The organism is Streptomyces sp. NPDC031445 (assembly GCF_055581365.1).
Window position 1 is genome coordinate 437,111 of the sequence record NZ_JBVIJO010000002.1, and the last position, 22,947, is coordinate 460,057.

12 protein-coding genes and 1 pseudogene are annotated in these 22,947 nt (G+C 70.4%); 3 read left to right on the forward strand and 10 right to left on the reverse strand.

The genetic code is table 11. From position 1 onward, the window contains the following. Window positions 1-10: 10 nt before the first annotated feature. Window positions 11-3,574, forward strand: coding sequence for a bifunctional glycosyltransferase/CDP-glycerol:glycerophosphate glycerophosphotransferase (locus ACZ5DC_RS08260; RefSeq protein ID WP_468650604.1), 3,564 nt, complete (start codon window positions 11-13; stop codon window positions 3,572-3,574). A gap of 80 nt (window positions 3,575-3,654) precedes the next feature. Here the strand turns inward: ACZ5DC_RS08260 and ACZ5DC_RS08265 are convergent, their stop codons facing one another. From ACZ5DC_RS08265 to ACZ5DC_RS08305, 9 genes are all read right to left on the reverse strand, one after another. Beyond that, window positions 3,655-4,737 (reverse strand): glycosyltransferase family 2 protein, encoded by a 1,083-nt coding sequence (locus tag ACZ5DC_RS08265; RefSeq protein ID WP_468650606.1) that lies wholly within the window; start codon window positions 4,735-4,737, stop codon window positions 3,655-3,657. 247 nt (window positions 4,738-4,984) lie between these two features. Further along, window positions 4,985-6,430 carry a GTPase ObgE gene (gene obgE / locus ACZ5DC_RS08270; RefSeq protein ID WP_468650607.1) on the reverse strand — a complete coding sequence of 482 codons (1,446 nt, stop codon included), beginning with the start codon at window positions 6,428-6,430 and terminating at the stop codon, window positions 4,985-4,987. Between the two features lie 118 nt (window positions 6,431-6,548). After that, a complete protein-coding gene (gene rpmA / locus ACZ5DC_RS08275) occupies window positions 6,549-6,803 on the reverse strand; it encodes a 50S ribosomal protein L27 (protein ID WP_014672692.1) in 255 nt (84 codons plus the stop codon). Window positions 6,804-6,817: 14 nt separating this feature from the next. Next, entirely contained in the window at window positions 6,818-7,138 is a 321-nt protein-coding gene (rplU, locus tag ACZ5DC_RS08280) for a 50S ribosomal protein L21 (RefSeq protein ID WP_366755308.1), read from the reverse strand. A 188-nt stretch (window positions 7,139-7,326) separates the two neighbouring features. Next, window positions 7,327-8,388, reverse strand: a complete 1,062-nt coding sequence (locus ACZ5DC_RS08285; RefSeq protein ID WP_366755309.1) for an iron-containing alcohol dehydrogenase family protein — start codon at window positions 8,386-8,388, stop codon at window positions 7,327-7,329. Beyond that, a complete protein-coding gene (locus tag ACZ5DC_RS08290; RefSeq protein WP_468650611.1) occupies window positions 8,376-9,128 on the reverse strand; it encodes a phosphocholine cytidylyltransferase family protein in 753 nt (250 codons plus the stop codon). Before ACZ5DC_RS08290 ends, ACZ5DC_RS08285 begins: the two co-directional genes overlap by 13 nt. Window positions 9,129-9,274: 146 nt before the next feature. Continuing rightward, the gene (locus ACZ5DC_RS08295; RefSeq protein WP_468650613.1) at window positions 9,275-13,825 is read right to left on the reverse strand and encodes an Rne/Rng family ribonuclease; all 4,551 of its coding nucleotides are present in this window, start codon (window positions 13,823-13,825) and stop codon (window positions 9,275-9,277) included. A 262-nt stretch (window positions 13,826-14,087) separates the two neighbouring features. Next, window positions 14,088-14,858: a TIGR03936 family radical SAM-associated protein gene (locus tag ACZ5DC_RS08300; RefSeq protein WP_468650615.1), complete on the reverse strand. Its 771-nt coding sequence runs from the start codon at window positions 14,856-14,858 to the stop codon at window positions 14,088-14,090. Window positions 14,859-14,904: 46 nt separating this feature from the next. Further along, window positions 14,905-16,017 (reverse strand): hypothetical protein, encoded by a 1,113-nt coding sequence (locus ACZ5DC_RS08305; protein WP_468650617.1) that lies wholly within the window; start codon window positions 16,015-16,017, stop codon window positions 14,905-14,907. Window positions 16,018-17,472: 1,455 nt separating this feature from the next. On the opposite strand from ACZ5DC_RS08305, the gene ACZ5DC_RS08310 reads away from it, so the two are divergent. Both ACZ5DC_RS08310 and ACZ5DC_RS08315 read left to right on the forward strand, forming a co-directional pair. After that, entirely contained in the window at window positions 17,473-19,974 is a 2,502-nt protein-coding gene (locus ACZ5DC_RS08310; protein ID WP_468650619.1) for a transcriptional regulator, read from the forward strand. 243 nt (window positions 19,975-20,217) lie between these two features. After that, the gene (locus ACZ5DC_RS08315; protein ID WP_468650621.1) at window positions 20,218-21,837 is read left to right on the forward strand and encodes a recombinase family protein; all 1,620 of its coding nucleotides are present in this window, start codon (window positions 20,218-20,220) and stop codon (window positions 21,835-21,837) included. Between the two features lie 188 nt (window positions 21,838-22,025). Here ACZ5DC_RS08315 and ACZ5DC_RS08320 read toward each other — a convergent pair. Then, window positions 22,026-22,926, reverse strand: a pseudogene (locus ACZ5DC_RS08320) (phosphotransferase family protein). Window positions 22,927-22,947: the final 21 nt, after the last annotated feature.

Genomic DNA, 22,947 nt, shown 5'->3' on the forward strand with positions numbered 1-22,947 from the left:
ATCGACAAGCATGGCCCCTCGGCTCAGTGTCATCGTCCCCATGTACGACGTCGAGCACTATCTGCCGGCCTGTCTCGACTCGCTGGCGGCGCAGACGTTCGAGGACTTCGAGGTCCTCATGGTGGACGACGGCTCCCCCGACAGCTCTGCGGCGATAGCCGAGACCTACGCGGAGCGTGACCCGCGGTTCCGGCTGATACGCAAGGAGAACGGAGGGCTGGGGGCCGCCCGCAACACCGGTATCGCCCACCTCGCCCCCGAGTCGGAGTTCCTGACGTTCGTCGACAGCGACGACCTCGTCCCGCCGGACGCCTACCGCCTGATGGTCGGCAGCCTCGACGAGACCGGCTCCGACTTCGCCACCGGCAACGTCTTCCACCTCAAGGGCGAGAAGACCTGGCAGGTCCCGCTGATGCGGATGCTCGCGGGCGAGGCACGCCAGCGCACCCACATCTCCGAGTACGCCAAGCTCGTCGCCGACCGGATCGCCTGCAACAAGGTCTTCCGCCGGGCCTTCTGGGAGAAGCACGGCTTCGCCTTCCCCGAGGGCCGCCTGTACGAGGACACTCCCGTCACCATGCGGGCGCACTACCTCGCCGAGGCCGTCGACGTCATCTCCGAGCCCTGCTACTACTGGCGGCTGCGCGAGGGCGAGTCCGCCCCCTCCATCACGCAGCGCCGCACCGACCCGGCCGGTGTGCGCGACCGCGTCACCTCCGTCCTGGAGATCAGCGACTTCCTGGGCAGGCAGTCCGGCGAGACCTTCGCCCGCCTGAAGCAGGAGTACGACACCCGCGTCCTCGTGGACGACCTGCGGCTGTTCCTCAACGTGGTGCCCGACGGCGACGAGGAGTACCGCGCCGAGTTCCTGCGCTCGGCCAACCGCTTCCTGGACCACATCGACCCCAAGGTCGTCATGGCGCTGCCGACGCACCTGCGGGTGCAGTGGCTGCTGGTCCGCAAGCACCAGCTCGACGAGCTGATCACCCTGCTGGCCTCGCAGCGGCGCAAGGAGGCCATCGAGGTCACCGGCCTGGTCCGCAAGTACGCCTCCTTCCCGGCCCTGGCCGACGCCGACCTGGACGTCCCGCGCAAGGCCCTGCGCATCGACCGGGACCTGCGCATGCGCGCCCCGCTCCAGGACGTCCGCTGGTCCGACGGCAAGCTGGTGCTGGGCGGGCACGCCTGGATCGACAAGATCGACCTCCCCTCGAAGCGCTCGTCCGTCAAGGTCCTGCAACTGCGCAAGGACAAGTCCCGCCGCCGCATCGTGCTGCCCACCCGGAACACCGAGTCCCCGGAGCGCACCACGGACTCCGGTCAGGACCGGTACAACTACGACTGGGCCGGCTGGGAGGTCACCATCGACCCGGCGAAGCTGCGCAAGGGCGGTGAGTGGCAGGAGGGCCTGTGGCACGTGGGCCTCGGCCTGTACGCCTCCGGCCTGGTGCGCCGTGCCGCCGTGCAGTCCAGCGGCGGCGCCGCCTGCAACTTCCCGCCGTACCTCTGGCTGGACACCGACTTCCGGATGCTGCCGTCGGTCGAGCGCGGTGCGCTCAAGCTGCGCATCGAGAAGGTCCGCGCCCTGATCACCGGCTGGACCCTGGAGGGCGACCGGCTGCGGGTGACCGGTGACATCCGGGTCCCGCTGCACGCCGGCGAGCGGGTGGCGCTGCGGGTGAAGAACCAGAAGGGCGCCGAGGTCCACGAGTACCCGGTCGACGTCACCGAGGAGGGCGGCACGCACCGGTTCTCGGTCGAGGTCCCGGTGGCCGACGTGGCGCTGGTCTTCAGCGAGGGTGTCGACGCCCTGACCCGGCCCGAGAAGCGCGTCTGGTCCACCGTGCTGGTGGCCACGGACCCCAAGGGAGGCGAGCGCCAGTTCAGCACGGTCCTCCAGGAGGGCCTGGCGGACGGGCGCTACAACCTGCCCGCCTCGCTGGGTGAACACGTCGAGCACGGCGAGCTGGCCGTGGTCGGCGGGCACAACGGGTACCTGAAGCTGGCCGGCCGCACCCGGCGGGCCGTGATCGACCGGGTCGCCCTGGAGGACGGCCGGATCGTCCTCACCGCGCGCACCGACGCCCGGCTCACCGGTGCCCGGCTGCTGCTCAAGCCCCGGGCGCGGTTCGAGGAGCGCTTCGTGGAGCCGCGCTGGCTCGACGACGGCCGTTTCGAGGTCGCCTTCGACCCCTCCACCCTCGGTGGCGACGGCAATGTGCCGCTGCGCGCGGGCCGCTGGAACCTCTTCCTGCGCCCGGCCGACGGTGAGGGTCCCGACGTGCCGTTCGTCACCGACCGCCTCGCGGCGGCGCAGTTCCCGCTCCGTGCCGAACTGGGCGGCCGCCGCTACTGGCTGGAGAACCGCTGGGCCGACTTCCCCCAGCTGAACTGCCGTTCGGAGCTGGACGACCTGGAGCGCGGCCCGTACCGCCAGCGGCAGCTGCGCGAGCAGGTGTACGCGCCCCTGCGGCGGCAGCCCCTGAAGGACCAGGTCTTCTACCTCAGCTACAACGGCAAGCAGTTCTCCGACAGCCCGAAGGCGATGTACGAGGAGCTGGTCGCCCGTGGCTCGCAGCTCAAGCACCTGTGGGCCGTGCGCGACGGCCAGGTCCTGCTGCCGGAGGGCGTGGAGCGCGTCCGCATGTGGGGCCGCGAGTGGTACGAGGCGCTGGCCTCCAGCCGCTACATCGTCACCAACGGCCACCTGCCGGACTGGATCGAGCGGCGCCCCGGCCAGGTCATCGTGCAGACCTGGCACGGCACGATGCTGAAGAAGATCGGCCACGACATCGACACGCTGCACTTCGACCGCCGCTACCAGGAGAAGCTGGCGCTGGAGGCGAAGCAGTGGAGCCTGGTGGTGTCCTCCAACCGGTTCAGCACGCCGATCCTCAAGCGCGCCTTCTCCTACGACGGGGAGATCCTGGAGGCGGGCTACCCGCGCAACGACTACCTGTACTCGCCGGAGAAGGACGCCGTCGCGGAGCGGGTGAAGAAGCACCTCGGCCTGCCGAAGGGCAAGAAGGTCGTGCTGTACGCGCCGACCTGGCGGGACGACCAGGCGCACAGCCAGGGCCAGTACCGGTTCGACCTGCGGATCGACATCGAGGACGCGCAGCGGCGGCTGGGTGACGACCACGTCCTGCTGATCCGCCGCCACTCCAACGTGGTGGACGCGGTGCCGGGCGCCGGCAACGGCTTCGTGTGGGACGTGTCGGAGTACCCGGACATCGCCGAGCTGTACCTGGCGGCCGACATCATGATCACGGACTACTCGTCGGTCATGTTCGACTACGCCCACCTGAAGCGGCCGATGCTCTTCTTCACCTACGACCTGGAGCACTACCGGGACACCCTGCGCGGCTTCTACTTCGACTTCGAGCAGGACTCGCCCGGTCCGCTGGTGTTCACGTCGAAGGAGCTGGTCGACGCGCTCCTGGACATCGACGAGGTGTCCGCCGAGTACCAGGACCGCTTCGACCGCTTCCACCACCTGTTCTGCGACCTGGACGACGGTCACGCCTCGAAGCGGGTCGTGGACCGGATGCTGGAGCAGACCAAGGAGCTCTGAGCGAGCACGGGACAAGGGGCGGGGCCCGGAGGTTCGACCTCCGGGCCCCGCCCTGTGCCGTCCGGGGGGACGCCGGCCGGTCAGCGCCCCCGGCGCAGACGCCGTCTGAGCGCCTTCAGCACACGGGCGGGGGTGTACCGGGCGAGCCGCCGGCTCGGTGCGGACGCCGGCCGGGCGGGGGTCGCGGGCGGCTTCGGCTCCGGCCTGGGGACCAGCGTGGTGAGGGCGGTGAGTTCCTCGACGAGCCCCTGGGAGACCAGCAGGCAGCGCAGCCGGGAGAGCGGCGGCAGCTGGTCCACGAGCGTCTGCGGCATGAAGGCGCGCAGCAGGTCCCCCGCCAGCTTCACGTGCAGGGCGCGGACCTCCTCGGGCAGGTCGGCGAAGCGCCCGTCGAAGCGGCCGAGGATCTCCAGGGTGAGCCACCGGTACAGCAGCTTGTCGCGCCGGGCGCCGGGCGGGACGTGCGACGTCACGACGGTCAGCACGTCCCGCACGTTCGCGTAGAAGGGGGCCGGGTCCGGGACCTCCTGGGTCAGGTGCGGGAAGTCGTCACGGCGGACCAGGTAGTAGCAGTCGTAGTCGGACACGACGGAGATCGACCGCGCGTGCAGGTAGGCGGGCACCACGAACATCTGTTCCTCGGCCAGCCGCAGGCCCTCCGCGAACCGCAGTCCGTGCTCCTCGACCAGCGAGCGGCGGAACAGCTTGTGCGCGGTGAGGGACCACACGCCCTTGGAGGTGAAGATGTCACCCCCGTCGACGTTCTCCCGGAACGGGGTGACCGGGGCCTTGCGCCCCACACCCTTGATCTTCCCGAGGACCACGTCGGAGTCGTTGCGCTCGGCGGCGGCGACCAGGCGCTCCAGCGCCTCGGTGCCCAGGTAGTCGTCGGGGTCGGCGAAGAACAGGAACTCGCCCCGGGCCATCCGGACGGCCCGGTTGCGCGGGCCGCCCGGTGCGCCGGAGTTCTCCTGGTGCACCACCCGCACCCGGCCGGGATGGCGTTCGGCCCAGGCGTCGAGCAGCTCGCCGCCGCCGTCGGTGGAACCGTCGTCCACCGCGATGATCTCGATGCGCTCGAACCCGATCGACTGACCGGCGATGGACCGCAGGCACTGCGGCAGATGGTCGACGGCGTTGTAGACGGGAACGATCACGGACACGACAGGACGCTCGGCGGGCGCGGAGCCCATATGTCTTCCCCCCACGGGACACGACGTGCACGCGGCGGGGAGCGCCGGTCAAACGCTCCCCGTCCGCAACGGTCATGTCACCGTAGCGCCCGCCACACTTCGGCTCCGTGTCACCCGTACGGCGATCGGCGCGAAGTTGTGTAAAGGTGCTGTAACAGCCGAAGCCCACTCCTCCGCGCCCGCAGCGGCTCGCCCGGAAGGGCTCGAGGCGGCTCGCCTAGAAGGGCTCGAAGTCGTCGAACTCCTGCTGGGATTCGTCCCGTTCGGCCTGCCGGTCCCTGCGGCGCTGTGCCGCGGGCCGGGGGGCGTCGAAGCGGTGGTCCTCACCACGGCGGCCGAGCATCTCCGCGCCGGCCATGGCGGTCGGCTCCCAGTCGAAGACGACCGCGTTCTCCTCCGGACCGATGGCGACGCCGTCACCCGTGCGGGCACCCGCCTTCATCAACTCCTCCTCCACACCGAGGCGGTTGAGCCGGTCGGCGAGGTAGCCGACGGCCTCGTCGTTGTTGAAGTCGGTCTGCCGGACCCAGCGCTCGGGCTTCTCGCCGCGCACCCGGAACAGCGGCTCACCGGCGACGTCCTCCCGGGTGACGGTGAAGCCCGCGTCGTCCACGGCCTTGGGCCGGATGACGATCCGGGTCGCCTCCTCCTTCGGCCTGGCGGCACGCGCGCCCGCCACCAGCTCACCGAGGGCGAAGGTCAGCTCGCGCAGCCCGATGTGCGCCACCGCCGACACCTCGAAGACGCGGTAGCCGCGGGCCTCCAGGTCGGGGCGGACCATCTCTGCGAGGTCCTTGCCGTCCGGCACGTCCACCTTGTTCAGGACGACGATGCGGGGCCGGTCGCCCAGGCCGCCGTACTGCCGCAGCTCCTCCTCGATGACGTCGAGGTCGGAGGCGGGGTCACGGTCGGACTCCAGGGTCGCGGTGTCCAGCACGTGCACCAGCACGCTGCACCGCTCCACGTGCCGCAGGAACTCAAGGCCGAGGCCGCGGCCCTGGCTGGCGCCGGGGATGAGACCGGGCACGTCGGCGATGGTGTAGACGGTGGAACCGGCGGTCACCACGCCCAGGTTCGGGACCAGCGTGGTGAAGGGGTAGTCGGCGATCTTCGGCTTGGCCGCGCTCAGCACGGAGATCAGCGAGGACTTGCCGGCGCTCGGATAGCCGACGAGGGCCACGTCCGCGACGGTCTTCAGCTCCAGGACGACGTCCTGGACGTCACCGGGCTCGCCGAGCAGCGCGAAGCCGGGCGCCTTGCGGCGGGCGGAGGCCAGCGCCGCGTTGCCGAGGCCGCCCCGGCCGCCCTGCGCGGCGATGTACGAGGTGCCGTGGCCGACCAGGTCGGCGAGCACGTTGCCCGCCTTGTCCAGGACGACCGTGCCGTCCGGCACGGGCAGGACCAGGTCCTGGCCGTCCTTGCCGGAGCGGTTGCCGCCCTCGCCGGGCTTGCCGTTGGTGGCCTTGCGGTGCGGGGAGTGGTGGTAGTCGAGCAGCGTCGTGACCGACTGGTCGACCGTCAGGATGACGTCACCGCCCCGGCCGCCGTTGCCGCCGTCGGGGCCGCCGAGCGGCTTGAACTTCTCACGGTGGACGGAGGCACAGCCGTGGCCCCCGTTACCCGCGGCGACGTGCAGTTCGACGCGGTCCACGAAGGTGGTCATGGTTAAGTGCCTCCAGAAGGAACGTCCGGGTATGTCTTGTGGGTAACACGCGAAAGGCGGACCCGCCTTCCCGACCGGGAAGTGAGGTCCGCCTCGCGAAAGCTTCCGATCAGCCGACTCAGGCGACCGGAACGATGTTCACGACCTTGCGGCCACGGTGGGTGCCGAACTGCACCGAACCGGCCTGCAGGGCGAACAGCGTGTCGTCGCCGCCACGGCCGACGCCGGCGCCCGGGTGGAAGTGCGTGCCGCGCTGGCGGACCAGGATCTCACCCGCGCTGACGACCTGACCGCCGAAGCGCTTCACGCCGAGCCGCTGGGCGTTGGAGTCGCGACCGTTCCGGGTGGACGATGCGCCCTTCTTGTGTGCCATTTCTCCTCAGTCCCTTACTTCGCAGCCGCGGGGATCTCAGTGACCTTGATCGCCGTGTACTGCTGGCGGTGGCCCTGCCGACGGCGGTAGCCGGTCTTGTTCTTGTAGCGCAGAATGTCGATCTTCTGGCCCTTGTGGTGGTCCACGACCTCGGCCTGGACCTTGATGCCGGCCAGCACCCACGGGTCACTGGTCACGGAGTCGCCGTCGACAACGAGCAGGGTCGAGAGCTCGACCGTGTCGCCAACCTTGGCGGTGGAAATCTTGTCAACCTCAACGACGTCGCCGACAGCAACCTTGTGCTGGCGACCACCGCTGCGCACGATGGCGTACACGCGGATCTCACTTTCGCTCGAAGAAACGGCACCCCCGCAGGCCAGTCGCCCGGGAGAACCACGGACGACCTCTCCCGGCCAACCGTGTGCCCGGGAGGAAGAGGTTTACGGGGATGTGGCGTGTTCAGTGGACACGCCGACGGTCAAGGTTACGGGCCGGAACCGTAGGGGTCAAACCGGGCCCCGGCTCAGCCGGCGACCGCGGCCACGTAACCGGCGTACGCCTTCCGGATGCCCTCCGCGGACAGCTCCAGGTGCTCCAGGACCGTGTAACGGCCGGGCCGGGTCTGCGGCGCGTACTCCACCGCGCGGACGAACTCGTCGTCGTCGAACCCGATCTCCTCCGCCACCACGGGCAGCCCGTGCCGGCGCAGCGTGCCGGCCATCAGCAGGGCACGCTCGGTGTCGCCGCGCAGGTGCATGGCGAAGGCGGCCCCCAGTCCCACCTGCTCGCCGTGGCTCGCCGCCCGCTTGGGGTAGAGCAGGTCGAGCGCGTGACTGATCTCATGGCAGGCGCCCGAGGACGGCCGGGTGTGCCCGGCGATCGACATGGCGATGCCCGACAGCACCAGCCCCTCGGACAGCACGGTCAGGAACTCGTCCTCGCCGCATCCGCCCGGGTGCCGCAGCACGGCCTCGCCCGCCTGGCGTGCCATGGCGGCGGCCAGGCCGTCGATCTTCTCCCCGTTGACGCGGTTGGCCAGCTCCCAGTCCGCGACCGCGGAGATGTTGGACAGGGCGTCACCGATGCCGGACCGCACGAACCGCATCGGCGCCTCGCGGATCACGTCCAGATCGATGAGGAGGGCGATGGGCGTCGGCACCCCGTAGGAGCCGCGGCCGGCGTCGTTGTCCAGGATGGAGACGGGCGAGCAGATCCCGTCGTGGGAGAGGTTGGTGGCGACGGCGACCATGGGCAGGCCGACGCGCGCCGCGGAGTACTTCGCGCAGTCGATGACCTTGCCGCCGCCGAGACCGACCACCGCGTCGTAGTGACCCGACTTCATCTCGTCGGCCAGCCGGACCGCGTCGTCCAGGGTGCCGCCGCCGACCTCGTACCAGACCGCGCCGGGCAGCGTGGGCGCGAGGCGCTCGCGCAGCCGGGCCCCGGAGCCGCCGCTGACGGCGACGGCGAGCCGCCCGGAGTGCGAGATCCGCTGGTCGGCGAGCACACTCGCCAGGTCGTCCAGGGCACCCGCGCGGATGTCCACGACGACCGGCGAGGGAATCAGCCGGGTCAGTACTGGCACGCGATCACCCGTCCGCGCGCGAGGTCGTCGTGGTTGTCGATCTCGACCCAGCTCACGTCGCCGATCGGCGCCACGTCGACCTTGAAGCCGCGGTCGACCAGCTCCTGGTAGCCGTCCTCGTAGTACAGCTGCGGGTCGCGCTCGAAGGTCGTCCGCAGCGCGTCGGCCAGCTCCTGCGCCGCCTCGCCCTCGATCAGGGTGACGCCGATGTACTCACCGGTCGCCTCCGCCGGGTCCATCAGCTTGGTGATCCTGCGCACGCCCTTCTCGGGGTCGACGACGACCTTCATCTCCTCGTCGGCCAGGCTCTTCACCGTGTCCAGGGCGAGGATGATCCGCTTGCCCTCGCCGCGCGCGGCGAGCAGGGTCTTCTCGACGGAGACCGGGTGCACGGTGTCGCCGTTGGCGAGGATCACGCCGTCCTTCAGCGCGTCACGGCCGCACCACAGGGAGTAGGCGTTGTTCCACTCCTCGGCCTTGTCGTTATCGATGAGGGTCAGCTTCAGGCCGTACTTCCGCTCCAGGGCCGCCTTGCGCTCGTACACGGCCTCCTTGCGGTAGCCGACGATGACCGCGACCTCGGTCAGCCCCACCTCGGCGAAGTTGCCCAGGGTGAGGTCCAGGACCGTCAGCGACTCCTCCGCGCCCTCGGGACCCACCGGCACCAGAGCCTTGGGCAGGGTGTCGGTGTAGGGGCGCAGACGGCGCCCGGCGCCGGCCGCCAGAACGAGGCCTATCATCGCGGTTTCTCTCCTTTGTTTCAGCTGTGCCGAGGCACTGTACGTCTTGACCCGGCTCCGGCGCCCCGAGGAGAACTCGCTCCAAGGCCCCGACAAGAGGTGTGGTCCTGCCCGCAGGGGCAGGACCACACCTGGTGGGACGGGACTCAGTCCTCGTCCGCGGCGGTGGAGACCGTGGTGGTCTTCTTCGCCGTCGACTTCGCGGCAGCCGTCTTGGCGGTCTTCGCCGCCTTCTTGGCCGTCGTCTTCTTGGCGGCCGTCTTCTTGGCCGCGGTCTTCTTGGCGGCCGTCTTCTTCGCCGCGGTCTTCTTGGCCGCCGTCTTACGTGCGGCCTTCTTGGCCGGCGCGGCCTCCTCGCCGGCCGTCTCCTCCGTCACCGGAGCCTCGGCGGCCGGGGACTGCGCCGCCGGAGTCCCGGCCGCGGCGGCCTCCTCCGCCGCGGCCGACGGGACGACCACGACGGCCGCCTCCTCGGGCGCGGTCGGCGCGGTGGCCTTGCGCACCGCGCGGCGGCGCGGGCGGGCCGGTGCGGCGGCGCTCACGGCCTCCGTCTGCTGCCCCTCCGGAGCCTCGGCCGGGGTCACGGCGTCCGCAGCGGGCTGCTCCGCCGGCGCCTCGGCCGCGGGCGCCGTCTCCGGCACCGTCACGACGGCCGCCTCGGCGCCCTCGGGCGAGCCGGCCGGGGCCGACACCTTCCGGGTCGCCCGACGGCGCGTACGGCCCTTGGGCGCGGCCTCCTCGGTGGCCGGGGCCTCGGCCTGCGGCGCCGGGACCACCTGGTCCTCGACGGCCGTCGGCTCGGCCAGCGCCTCGGCGGCCGGCTCCGGCCGCACCGGGCGCGCCGCCGCCTCCTCGGCGGTGACGTCCTGGGCGGTCGGGGCCTCGGCCTCCGCGGCTTCCGCGGCGGCCTTGCCCGCCCTCGGCGCGCGCTCGGCCCGGGGCGCCCTCTCCGCCTTCGGCGCACCCGCCGGAGCCGACACCCGGCGGCTCGCCCGGCGCCGCGTACGGCCACGGGTGGCCGCCGCCTCCGCCTCGGCGACGCTGCTGTACAGCTCCTCGTCCGGCGCGAACTCGGGCGCGGGCAGGGCCACCGGCTCGGCGGCCTCGGCGGCCACCTCCACGGCGGTCTCCACCTCGGGCTCGACGGCCTCGCCGGTCTCCACGGCCACGGCGGCGGTCTCGTGCACGTGCTCGTGCACGGGCTCCGGCGCCTCGGCGCCCCGGCCGCGCTTCTTGCGCTTGCCGCCGCCACCGTTCGCGGTCGCCTGGTCCAGGTGGACGATGACACCGCGCCCGTTGCAGTGGACGCAGGTCTCGGAGAACGACTCCAGCAGGCCCTGGCCCACCCGCTTGCGGGTCATCTGCACGAGGCCCAGCGACGTCACCTCCGCGACCTGGTGCTTCGTACGGTCGCGGCCCAGGCACTCCAGCAAGCGGCGCAGCACCAGGTCCCGGTTGGACTCCAGGACCATGTCGATGAAGTCGATCACGATGATGCCGCCGAGGTCGCGCAGCCGCAGCTGGCGCACGATCTCCTCGGCCGCCTCCAGGTTGTTCCTGGTGACCGTCTCCTCCAGGTTGCCGCCCTGGCCGGTGAACTTGCCGGTGTTGACGTCGATGACGACCATCGCCTCGGTCCGGTCGATCACCAGCGAACCGCCGCTGGGCAGCCAGACCTTGCGGTCCAGCGCCTTGGCGAGCTGCTCGTCGATCCGGTAGGTGGCGAAGACGTCGACCTCGGAGGTCCACCTCGACAGCCGGCCGGCCAGGTCCGGGGCGACGTGCGAGACGTACCCGTGGATCGTCTGCCAGGCCTCGTCACCGCTGACGATGACCTTGGAGAAGTCCTCGTTGAAGATGTCCCGCACGACCCGGACGGTCATGTCCGGCTCGCCGTACAGCAGCGTCGGAGCGCTGCCGCCGTTCTTGGCCTTCTTCTGGATCTCCTCCCACTGCGCCTGGAGCCGCTCGACGTCGCGGCGCAGCTCGTCCTCGCTCGCGCCCTCGGCGGCGGTGCGCACGATGACGCCCGCGTCCTCGGGGACGATCTTCTTGAGGATGGTCTTCAGCCGGGCCCGCTCGGTGTCGGGCAGCTTGCGGCTGATGCCGGTCATCGAGCCCTCGGGCACGTACACGAGGTAGCGCCCGGGGAGGGAGACCTGGCTGGTGAGCCGCGCGCCCTTGTGCCCGATCGGGTCCTTCGTGACCTGCACGAGCACGGACTGGCCGGACTTGAGCGCCGACTCGATCCGGCGCGGCCCGCCCGCCATGCCGAGCGCCTCGAAGTTGACCTCACCGGCGTACAGGACCGCGTTGCGGCCCTTGCCGATGTCGATGAAGGCGGCCTCCATCGACGGCAGCACGTTCTGGACCTTGCCCAGGTAGACGTTGCCGACGTACGAGGTCGACTGCTCCTTGTTGACGTAGTGCTCGACGAGCACGCCGTCCTCCAGGACGCCGATCTGCGTGCGCTCGCCGTGCTGACGGACGACCATCACGCGCTCGACGGCCTCGCGGCGGGCCAGGAACTCGGCCTCGGTGATGATCGGGACGCGTCGGCGCCCCTGCTCACGGCCTTCCCGGCGGCGCTGCTTCTTGGCCTCCAGACGGGTCGAGCCCTTGATGGACTGCACCTCGTCGGACGGCTCGCTGGGCTTGCGGGGCTCGCGGACCTTGACGACGGTGCGCTCCGGGTCGTCCTCTGACGGCTCGGCGTCCACGGAGGTGTCACCGGCCCGGCGGCGCCGGCGACGGCGACGGCGGCTGCTGGAGCTGGAGCCGCCCGACTCCTCGCCACGCGCCTCGTCGTCGTCCTCTTCCTCCTGCTCGGCGGTGTCCTCGGCGTCCTGCGCGGCCTGCTCGGCGGCCAGTTCGTCGGCGTCGGCGTCCACGCCCTCGCCGGACTCGCCGTCGCCCGCGTCACCACGCCGGCGGCGGCGTCCGCCGCGGCGGCGGCGACGGCGCGAGCCGGACTCCTCGAAGCCCTCGGCGCCCTCGGTCTCGTCGCCGTCCTCGCCCTCGGCGAGGTCGTCGGCGGCCTCGGGGGCCTCGTCGGCCTCCTCGGGCTCCTCCTCGGCGGCGGCCTCGGCCGGCCTGCTCTCCTCGGCGGCGGCACCACGGCGACGCCGGCGACGGCGGCCACCGGTCTCGACGTGCTCCTCCGTGTACTCCTCGGTCTCCTCGGCCTCGACGGTCTCATCGACCTCGGCCACGGCAGCCGCCTCGGCGGCGGCCCGCTCCGGCGTCTGGAACTGGGGCTCGGTGAACACCGGCGCCTGGAAGACGGCGACGGCGGGGCGGGCGGGCCGGCGCGGGGCCCCGGCCTCCTCCTGCTCGGCGGTCCGCGCGGGCTCGGCGAATCCGGACGCGGCACGGACGACCCGGCGCCGGGCCCGGCGCGGAGCCCCGGCCTCGGCCTCGGCGGCCGGCGCGGGGGCAGGCGGCGCCTGGACGGGCTGGGTGGCCGGGGCCGGCTCGGTGGTGTGCGTGGTCGCGGGGACCTCCGGAGTGTGGGCGGCCACGGCGTCCTCCGCCTCGGCGGCTTCCCCGGTGGCGGGGGTGGCGTCGGGCGCGGACACCCGGCGCGTGGCACGACGGCGCGTACGGCGCGGAGCGGCTTCCTCGGCCGCGGCGGCCTGCGGCGCCTCCTCGGCGGTCTCCGGCTCTGCGGCCGGGGTCTCCTCGGCCTGCACGGCCTGCACGGCCTGCACGGCTTCCGCGGTTTCCTCGGCGCCGGGCGCGGTGTCGGGCGCGGACACCCGGCGCGTGGCACGACGGCGCGTACGGCGCGGAGCGGCTTCCTCGGCCTCGGCGGCCTCCGGCTCGGCGGCCGGGGTCTCCGCCTGCGACCCGGACTCCGGCTGCGCCGCCGGGGCGGCGGCCGGGGCCTCCTCGGCGCCCTTCGGGGCACCGGCCGGCGCGGACGCCCGGCGGGTGGCCCGGCGACGCGGACGCGCGGGAGCGGCCTCCTCGGCGGGGGCCGCGGCTTCGGCGGCGGGCTGCTGCGGGGTCTCGGCCTCGGCGGCAGCGGACGCGGCGGCGGCCGGGACCACGGTCTCCGCGGTCTGGGCGGCCTCGGCGGACGCCGCCGAACCGGCGGGCGCGGACGCCCGGCGGGCCACCCGCCGGCGCGGACGCGCGGGAGCGGCCTCCTCGGCGGGCGCGGTCTCGGCGGCAGCGGCTTCCGTCACCGGGACCTCGGCGGTCACGGCGGCATCGGCGGTCGGCGTCGACACGCTGCGCGTGGCCCGGCGCCGGGTGCGGCGCGGGGCGGCCTCCTCACCGACGACGACCTCGCCGGCCTCGGGGACGGCGGCGGTCTTCTCCGGCTCGGCCGGTACGACCGTCTCGGCGGCCTCGGCGGACGCCGGCGACCCGGTGGGCGCGGACGCCCGGCGGGCCACCCGCCGGCGCGGACGCGCGGGAGCGGCCTCCTCGGCGGGGGCGGCCGCTTCGGTCCCCTCCGCCTCGGGAGTCTCACCGGCTCCGGTGGCCCCGCTGGCGTCCTCGGTCACCTCGGTGACCTCGTCGGCCTCCGCGGGCGGCGTGGCCGGCACGGTGACCTCCACGGGCGCCTCCGCGACCGCGGCGGGCGGACCCGCCGGCCGGGAGGCGGCACGGCGACGCCTGCGCGGCGGCAGGGTGTCGCTCGGAGTGTTCAGTTCGGAACCCTCATTGGGTTCGGTCGGTTCGAGCATGCGGGCGTTTCTCCCGTCAGGCTCCCGGGCGCCGCACCTGGTCCGGCGCCGGTCTCTGAGGACCGTCCGCCGTTGACGTCCGCGGCCCGCGCGATGCGCGATGGCCGCCGTCCGGGGCGCGGGCGCCGCACGGGAGCACTCTGTGTCCTGTCTCGCCGGTTCCGTACGCCTTGTCGGTACGGCCTGGCGAAAGTCTTCTGGTCGGTGCGCTGCCCGACCCAGGTGGCTCCCGAGTACGAGGGCGGCGCTACGACGTCCGTCCCTACGCGGGACCTTCCGGCGCCGTCGCGGCGGCGGCCGGCTGGGCCGTCAGGGCCCCGGCAGCCTCGCGGTCGGGCGCGAGCGGATCGGTCACCGTGCCGGTCTCTTCATCGAACAGCCCCTGCGCCAGCCTGGTCACCGCTGCGGGGACCGGCGGCGCCAGGTCGGCCACGGCGCGGAGACCGGACAGGACGTCGTCGGGTCGTACGGCAGGCGTCACGTGCCGAACAACCAGCCGCAGTATCGCACAGGGCTGGTCGGTCGGCCTATCACCCGGCACACCGTGCGCCTCCAGGCTCACCACGGCCGGGCGGGCGTCGAAGGTGCGGACGCCGTTCTTGGTCGTGCGCTTGACCTCGACGGCGTCGGCCCCGGTGAAGGCCTCGACCGCTCGCCCGGCGTCGGCCGGGTCGACGCCGTCCAGCCGCAGCTCCCACACGGAGGCCGTCAGCCGGTCGGCGAGGCCCGAGGTCCGCGCCTCGACCGCGTCGACGACGTCGAGCCCGGCGGGCAGCGACTCGTCGAGGAGGACGCGCAGGGTCTCGGGGTCGCGCGCTTCGGTGAGCGCGATCTCCAAGTACTCCGCCTCGCTGCCCGTGCCGGTGGGTGCGGCATTGGCGTACGACACCTTCGGGTGCGGCGTGAACCCGGCCGAGTACGCCATGGGCACCTCGGCGCGGCGCAACGCACGCTCGAAGGCGCGCTGGAAGTCTCGGTGGCTGGTGAACCTCAGGCGGCCGCGCTTGGTGTAACGCAGTCGGATGCGCTGCACCGCGGGTGCGGGCGGCGGGCCTTCGGGCTGTCGCTTGCCCAGTGTCCTAGTCCTTCGTGAGAGCGGTCGTACTCCTACCAAGAGTACGTGTGTCGCGGGCGGTGGGTTCCCGCCGGTCGACCGCGGCCGGCTGCCGCGGCTCGCCGAACAGCATCCGGCGGAAGTCCGCGCGGGCCTGCCGCACGGTCTCCCGGGCCGTGGCCAGCGCCTCCCGCGACATCCGGCCCACCGCGCGCAGGCCCCCGGCCAGGGGCCGCAGGACGGCGTCCAGCACGACGTGCCCGACCGGGGTGAGGACGGCCCGGTACACCCAGCGCACCGGTTCCACGAAGATCCACCGGAAGAGGGTCCCCAGCGCGCGCCCGACGGCCAGGGAGATCCGCCCGGCGACCCGCCACGCGTGTCCGAGCGCCTCCCCCGCCTCGCGCGCGACGACCGCGAGGAACCGGCCTACCGGGGCGAGCACCCACCGCCACAGCGCGAGCGCGGGCAGCACGAACAGGACACGGCCGGTCCAGTACAGGGCCAGGCCCACGCCGGTGACGACCAGCCCCAGCAGCCACCCCGCTCCCCGCGCGCACCAGGCGACGGCCCGGCCGACGGGCGCCAGGACCCAGGTGTACAGCCACCGCGCGGGTACGACGAGCAGGTACCGCAGCAGCCAGGCGACGGCCGTGTACGCCCCGGCGCCGAGGGCGGCCAGTACCGCTCCGGTCCCCTTCAGCAGCCAGGCCAGCGCGTGCCCGGCCGGGGTGAGCACGCGCGCGTAGACCCACGCGAGCCCGGCTCCGGCCCCGCGCGCGAGCCGGGCGAGGGCGTGGCCGAGAGGGGTGAGCAGGCACCGGTGGCACCACACGGCCGGCACCACCAGCAGGACGGTGCCGAGCCAGGCGAGGGCCCTGCCGACGGGCGTCAGGACGTACCGCCACAGGCCCACGAACGGCCACACGAACACGGCCCGGCCGGCCCACACCAGGGCACGCCCGAGCGGCCTGAGCACGCTGTCCCGCAGCACACGCCCGACGACGACGAACGCGTCCCACACCATCCGCACCGGCACGACCAGCACCAGGACGACGATCCGCACCGGAAGGCGGACGGCGACGACGAGGCACCCTTCGGGCTGGTGGGACGGGGGCGGCGGCTTCTGCGGTTCCATACCGGGGTAGACGCACGCACCGCACATTCGGATCCGGCCCCGCCACGCGTTGCCCTGCGGGGCTCTGGACAGCGTTGCGTGAACTCCCCGGTGAGCAACGAGCCGAACGCCACGACGGCCACCAGCCCGTTCGAGATGAGTACGTCTGCAGGTGCTCAATGGCGGCGTACGGCCAGGTGCTGGGACTGGCGACCACGCCGACGACGATCCCGAGGCGAGAGTTTACATACCTGCCCCGCTAGCCGCTCTGACTTTGACCGGAGGAGAAATCAGCAATTACCAAACGGTAGGTAACGGAGCCGACCAAGCTCTGGTTGCCCCTACAACCAGTAGAACCAAACGACTTTTACCAGCAATCACGAGTTCGGACATCAACTTGCCAAAGACACCTTGCGCCGCCTGCTACGGCAGGTCATGACACGACTGCGCCCCCTCCGAAGCGAAGGGGGCACTCATGGTCACCGCGCAGCCTGTGCGCGACCGCAGCGGCTCAGACCCACTCCACTTCAGAGTGGGAGTCGAGTGCCTGGCTCACGTCAGTGCACGTGACCGCTCGCGGCCGGCGCCGGACCCACGTTCTTGACCGTCAGCGGGAGCAGCTTCTTGCCGGTCGGGCCGATCTGGATGTGGGTGTCCATCTGCGGTCGGATCGCCCAGATAATGCGTAGGCCGAGCATTGGTTGGAGACGTTCCGTCACCGTTGTGTCAGGTTGCTGAGGACCGTTACCAGAGTGGCGGCCATGCTGAGCGTGGTGGTGAAGGCAACTGCTGCCCGGGTGAGTGCCGCTGGATACGAGGCGTGGTCCCGGCGGGCAACATAGCCAGCTGCTGCTGCGATGAGGGCCCCAGTCAGAGTCACCAGGGCACAGGCAAGAAGAATCACGGCGCAGTGGTCGGACATTGTCGAACACCTCTACAGGTCGGCATGGTTGCTGTCGTGTGACCGACTTTCGGCGTTGCGACGTTCATCGCGGTTCGCCGGTCGAAGATGAACATGGACGAACAACGGAGCACGGCAAGGGGTGGGGACTCCGCGTGGGGATGGAAGATGTACGCGATCCTGCGGCACTGGCGGAGTTACGGTCTCGCCTCGAAACAGGACGGATAGCTCGGGGACTCAACCAGACCGAACTCTCGCGGGCGGCCGGGCTGGGGCGCACAACGGTCAGCCGAGCCTTGAGTTCCGGTGCGCCGGGGCCATCTGCGGACACGGTCGGAGCGTTGGGCAGGGCCCTGCGTCTTGACGTGAATGGGCTGCTAGCTCTCCTCGACACCGCGTACGGGCGCGGTCCGTCCGCCACTGCCAATACCGGAGCACTGGGTCGCCTCATCCGGATGTGGGATCCCCACGATCTGGAGGTCCACTTTGCCGTCGAGGCACCAGCCTTGGGCTCCAGCCCCAACGGGCGCAGAGACCGAAGCTGGCAGGGCCGAGCCGGGACACTACCTGCCTATGTGCGCCGCCCGCATGATGAGCATCTTGCAGCTGTCATCGAGGCCGCCAACGAGGGGCACAGCGAGATGGCTGTTCTTGTGGGGTCATCCTCCACGGGCAAGACGCGCGCCTGTTGGGAGGCCGTGCAGCCGCTGGCTGCTCTCGGATGGCGCCTGTGGCATCCCTTCGATCCCACACGGGCCGATGCCGCGCTCGCTGATCTGCACCGAGTGGAGCAGCGAACCATAGTCTGGCTGAACGACGCCCAGCAGTACCTTGGTGGTGAGAACGGGGAACAGATCGCCGCTGCAGTCCACAGGCTGCTCACCGACGTATCGCGCAGCCCTGTTTTGGTCCTGGGAACCTTGTGGCCCGAGTACCAGAACGACTACATGGCCCTCCCTCGTCCTGGGAACCCTGACCCGCATCCGCAGGCTCGTGCGCTGCTGGCCGGACGCCTCGTAACCCTGCCGGACCGTTTCGACCACATCGCCTTGAACAAGGCCAGAGCAATTGCCGTAGCTGGTGACCGTCAACTGGCTCATGCCTTGCAACACACCGACAACGGTCGGCTGACTCAGTTCCTCGCGGGAGCACCGGAGCTTTTACGTCGCTACGAGACAGCTGACCCGCCTGTTCGTGCCCTGCTCGAAGTCGCAATGGACGCACGACGTCTCGGAGCCGGACTGCACTTGCCGGTCAGCTTTCTCGAACAAGCCGTGGACGACTATCTCAGCGACGACGAATACGACGACCTCGCAGACAACTGGCTAGACCAGGCCTTCGCCGATGTCACCTCGCCTGTCCACGGACGCCTTGCTCCCCTGCGCCGAGTTCGGCCTCGTCCGGCCCGAAGATCCTCTGCAATGGAGACTGCCCCCTCGCACTCCTACCGACTCGCCGACTACCTGGAGCAACACGGACGGCGCGGCCGCGCACGCCTGTGCCCTCCGGAGTCGTTCTGGCAGGCAGCGCACGACCATCTCGCCCCCGAGGGTCTCGTCAATCTCGCTGACGCCGCCCGGATCCGCCACCGCTTCCACTGGGCCGAGCGCCTCGCCCAACAGGCCGCCGATTCGGGTAACGCCGACGCCATCGCACGGCTTGCCGAGATCCGACGGACAAACGGCGCCTGGAAGGAAGCCGACCAGCTCCTTCAGCAAGCCGCCGACGCAGGCAGTACTGCTGCGCTCATCCGGCTCGCCGGCATACGGCACAAGGCCGGCCTCAGTGAAGAAGCAGAGACGCTCGCCCAACAGGCAGCCGACGCGGGTGACACCAGGGGATTAGGCCAGCTCGCCGAGATCCACGAAGTGTATGGAAATAGAACAAAGGCTGAAGAACTCGCAATACGGTGCGCAACGGCAGGCAACACCGGCCCGCTCGTTCGCCTCGCCGAGATGCGAGAGCTCGCAGGAGCCACTCAAGGAGCGGAAAGACTGGGACAGTTGGCCGCTAAGGCCGGCGACACAACAGCCCTCGTCAGGCTGGCCACCATCCGAGAAACTGGCGGACCGACAGCCCGCAACGAAGCCCGGCGCCTCTACCAACGTGCCGGCCGCGTGGGCAACGCAAGCGCGCTTGCTCGGCTAGCCGCCGAGCGTGAGGCAGCCGGCCGCCGAGAAGAAGCCGAACAACTCGCTCGGCGAGCAGCGCGCGCCGGCCAGTCCTTTGCCCTGGTCCGGCTCGCCGAGATGCGTGCGGTAGCCGGCGCACACGAGGAAGCCGAGAAACTCGCGCAACAAGCTATCGAGGCCGGTCACCGCTTCGCCTTGATCCGCATCGCCTCCATCCGTGAAGTGGCCGGGGATGTGGAAGGAGCCGAGCGCTTGTACCAGCAGGCCGCAGCAGCGGGCAATCCCACCGCCGTAGCCCGACTCGTCGAAATGAAAGTGGCCGCCGGAGACCCGGAGGAAGCAGAGTACCTCGCCCGGCAGGCTGCCGAGACTGGTAACCCGAGCGCCGCGGCCCGCCTGGCCGACCTAAGGGAAGCAGCTGGAGACCCAGAGGGAGCGCAGGAGCTGGCGCGGCTGGCGGCTGACGCCGGCGACGTCGGTGCCCTCGCTCGACTCGCCGAAATGCGTGAACTCGGAAAGAACCAAGAAGGAGCAGTACGCGTTGCCAAGCAGGCTGCCCAGAGAGGAAGCACCACTGCCCTCATGCGGCTGGCCGACATGCGGAGAGTTGCGGGAGACCAGGAAGGGGCCGAGGAACTTGCCCGGCTTGCGGCTGATGCAGGGGATACGCACGCCATGGCGCGGGTGGCCGTTATACGTGAAATGGCTGGCGACAGGCGGCAAGCCGACCAACTCGCCCAGATCGCCGCTGACGCAGGCAACCCCAGTGCCCTCACCCGCCTCGCGGAACTGAGAGCAGGCCTGACCCGTCGGCTAGAACGAGACCTGATCGGACACCAGCCTGGAACTGCGCGTCAGATCCACTCCACCTCGGAGACGATCTGTGAGGCACTTCTACGCCCTCGCAGGGGCGTCCGAGAGGCAGTAGAAGGCGCTGGCGAGTGAGGACATGCGCTGGCAAGCACAGCCAGCGCTGCGGCCACCTCCTCCTCGCTCACCCCCGCCAACGCCTCAACCACCCGATCGAGGGCCTCACCCACCTCAGTGCGTATGACCACTCGAAGCCGGCGTCGGACCCGCGTTCTTGACCGTCAGCGGGAGCAGCTTCTTGCCGGTCGGGCCGATCTGGATGTGGGTGTCCATCTGCGGCCATTCACCAACGGACCCAAAACCGCTACCGTGCTGGTCATGGGGAAGCGAACGAGGACCCGCGCGGCAACTGACCGCGCCCAGTACGCAGTTGAGACTGAGTGGACGGAGGCGGACTTAGCGCTCTTGGAAGAGCTGAAGAGGGCGGAGGCACGCTTACCCGACGACGCCCCGCGAGCCCTGTTGTCCGTGCGGCTCTCCGTCCTCACCGACGACACGACGTCACCTGTTCGTCAGGAACTCGATCTCCGCAAACTGGCCCTGGAGCGCGGTTGTCGAGTCGTAGGGGTGGCGAGCGATCTCAACGTGTCAGCCACGAAGGTTCCGCCGTGGAAGCGCAAAGAACTCGGGGACTGGCTCAACAACCGGGCACCAGAGCTCGACGTGATCCTCTTCTGGAAGCTGGACCGTTTCGTCCGGCGGCTCACCGACCTCAGCACCATGATCGACTGGTGCCTGAAGTACGGCAAGAACCTCGTCTCCAAGAACGACTCGATCGACCTGACCACGACGGCCGGGAAGATCATGGTGACGATCATTGGCGGCATCGCCGAGATCGAGGCCGCCAACACGAGCACACGCGTAGCAAGCCTCTGGGACTACACGAAGACTCAGAGTGAGTGGCTGGTAGGCAAGCCCGCGTACGGATACGAGACGACGGAGGACGAGGACGGCCGGGTCGTACTCGTCATCAACCCGGATGCGTACCGGGCACTGCACTGGTGCCGGAAAGCTGCCATGCGTGCCAAGCCGGCGTCAGCGCGTCGCATGGCCAAGGTTCTCGTACGAGCCGGCCTCTGCGGGCCAGGGCTTACGGCCTCAACGCTGCTCCGGCGCCTCAGGAACCCTGCCCTCATGGGCTACCGGGTAGAAGAGGACAAGAACGGAGGCGTACGCCGCTCGAAGATCGTCCTCGGTAGCGATGCTCAGCCCATCCGTGTGGCCGACCCGATCTTCACCGAGGATGAGTACGACAGCCTACAGAAGGCCCTGGACCACAGGGCGAAGGACCAGCCCACACGGCGTCCCGGCGGTGCGACAAAGTTCCTCGGCGTACTGATCTGCCATGACTGCCGCTCGAACATGACTGTGCAAAAGAACCGGGTCAATGGACGGTCGTACGCGTACTTGCGGTGCGGTAAGTGCAAAGCCGGAGGACACGGCGCCCCTAACCCCGACGAGATCTACGGCAAGCTTGTGGACGACGTCCTGAGGGTCCTGGGTGACGAGCCTGTCATGACACGCGAGTACCGACAGGGCGCCGAGGCCCGCAAGGAGCTACAGCGGCTGGAGCAGTCGATCAGCTACTACATGACTGGCTTGGAGCCCGGAGGCCGGTTCACGAAGACCCGCTTCACCAAGGAGAAGGCCGAGAAGACGCTGGACGACCTGATCAAGCAGTTGGAGGCCATCGACCCGGAGTCCACGAAGGACCGATGGGTAGCCGTGCACAACGGCAAGACCTTCCGGCAGCACTGGGAAGAAGGTGGCATAGAGGCTATGGCCGCCGATCTGCTCAGGGTGGGAATCAAGTGCGTGATCAAGCGGACCAGGGTGAAGGGGGTTCGCGCCCCTCACATCCACATGAAGCTCATGATTCCCAAAGACGTACGAGACCGACTGATCATGAAAGAAGATGACTTCGCCGAGGCATTCTGACGGCTTCTGGCAGCCACACGAGCAGAGCCGCCCCCATGCAAGCGGGCGGCGGCTCCGCCTCACGAGAACCATGACGCCGGGTCGAACGGCTCTTCCGTTCCATCAGCGCAGACGCCGCACACCCCGCCGTCGTCGCCTTCAACGAGCAGGTAAGCGAAGCACTCGCCCGCCTGGACGACGAGTAACAGCTACCAGGGACGCCAGTCGCGCGGCGCAGCGTCGTTGCGCAGGCCAGCGATGCGCCGGCGGTACTCGGCCGCCGTCTCCTCACTCTCCTGAACGTTCTGCATGAGCCACGTCGTCATGCCGAACTCTTGAAGCCGCCGGAGCGTGTCATAGCCGGGCCAGTCGTACAGATCCCGCCCGTACGCCCCCACGAAGTCCGCGTACTGCTCATCGGTCTGCCACCCAAGGCTGTGATGCTCAACCGCCGTGACCATCAGATCCCACTCAGGGTGGTCGAAGCAGAAGGCCTCGAAGTCGATCAGAATCACTTCATCCCGATCGTTCACCATGAGGTTCTGCACATGAGCATCCCCGTGCACCGGCCCCTTCGGAGTCTCGAACCTCAGCTCCTCGAACTGGCCACGCAGCTCCTGCCACCGCTTACGGAGGAAGACCCGGTCATCATCCGGGATTGGCGCCTTACTGATCCGCAGCTCCTGCTTGTCGAAAGGATCGAACGCAGGCAGCTCAAGGCCCGCGGGCATCTTCATAGAGTGCAGGTCCCTCAGGATGCTGCCCAGTTCGCCGTAGGTGGCCTTGCGGTCGCCCTCCACGATGAGGCGCCAGAAAGTCACCGGGTGGCCCTCGATCAGGAACGGTTGCTCCAGGCCGTCAACGAGTCTGGCCGCCGGGAATCCCTCTCCGATCAGCCACCTCGACACGCGCCTTCGACAACCAGGGCTCTCCCCGAGCTACGCGGACGATCACCGGCGCCGTGGTCAGTCGGAACAGAGCGTTCTCTCCGAGACGAATCAGCTCCGCGCCTCTGCCATCAAGGCCCGCAGCCCGGCACGCGGCACTCATCACCCGCGCAGCCCTCGCCGACGTGAACCCCTCTTCCGATCGAGCAGCGTCAACCGCCATGCTCGTACCAGCTCCCCTAGT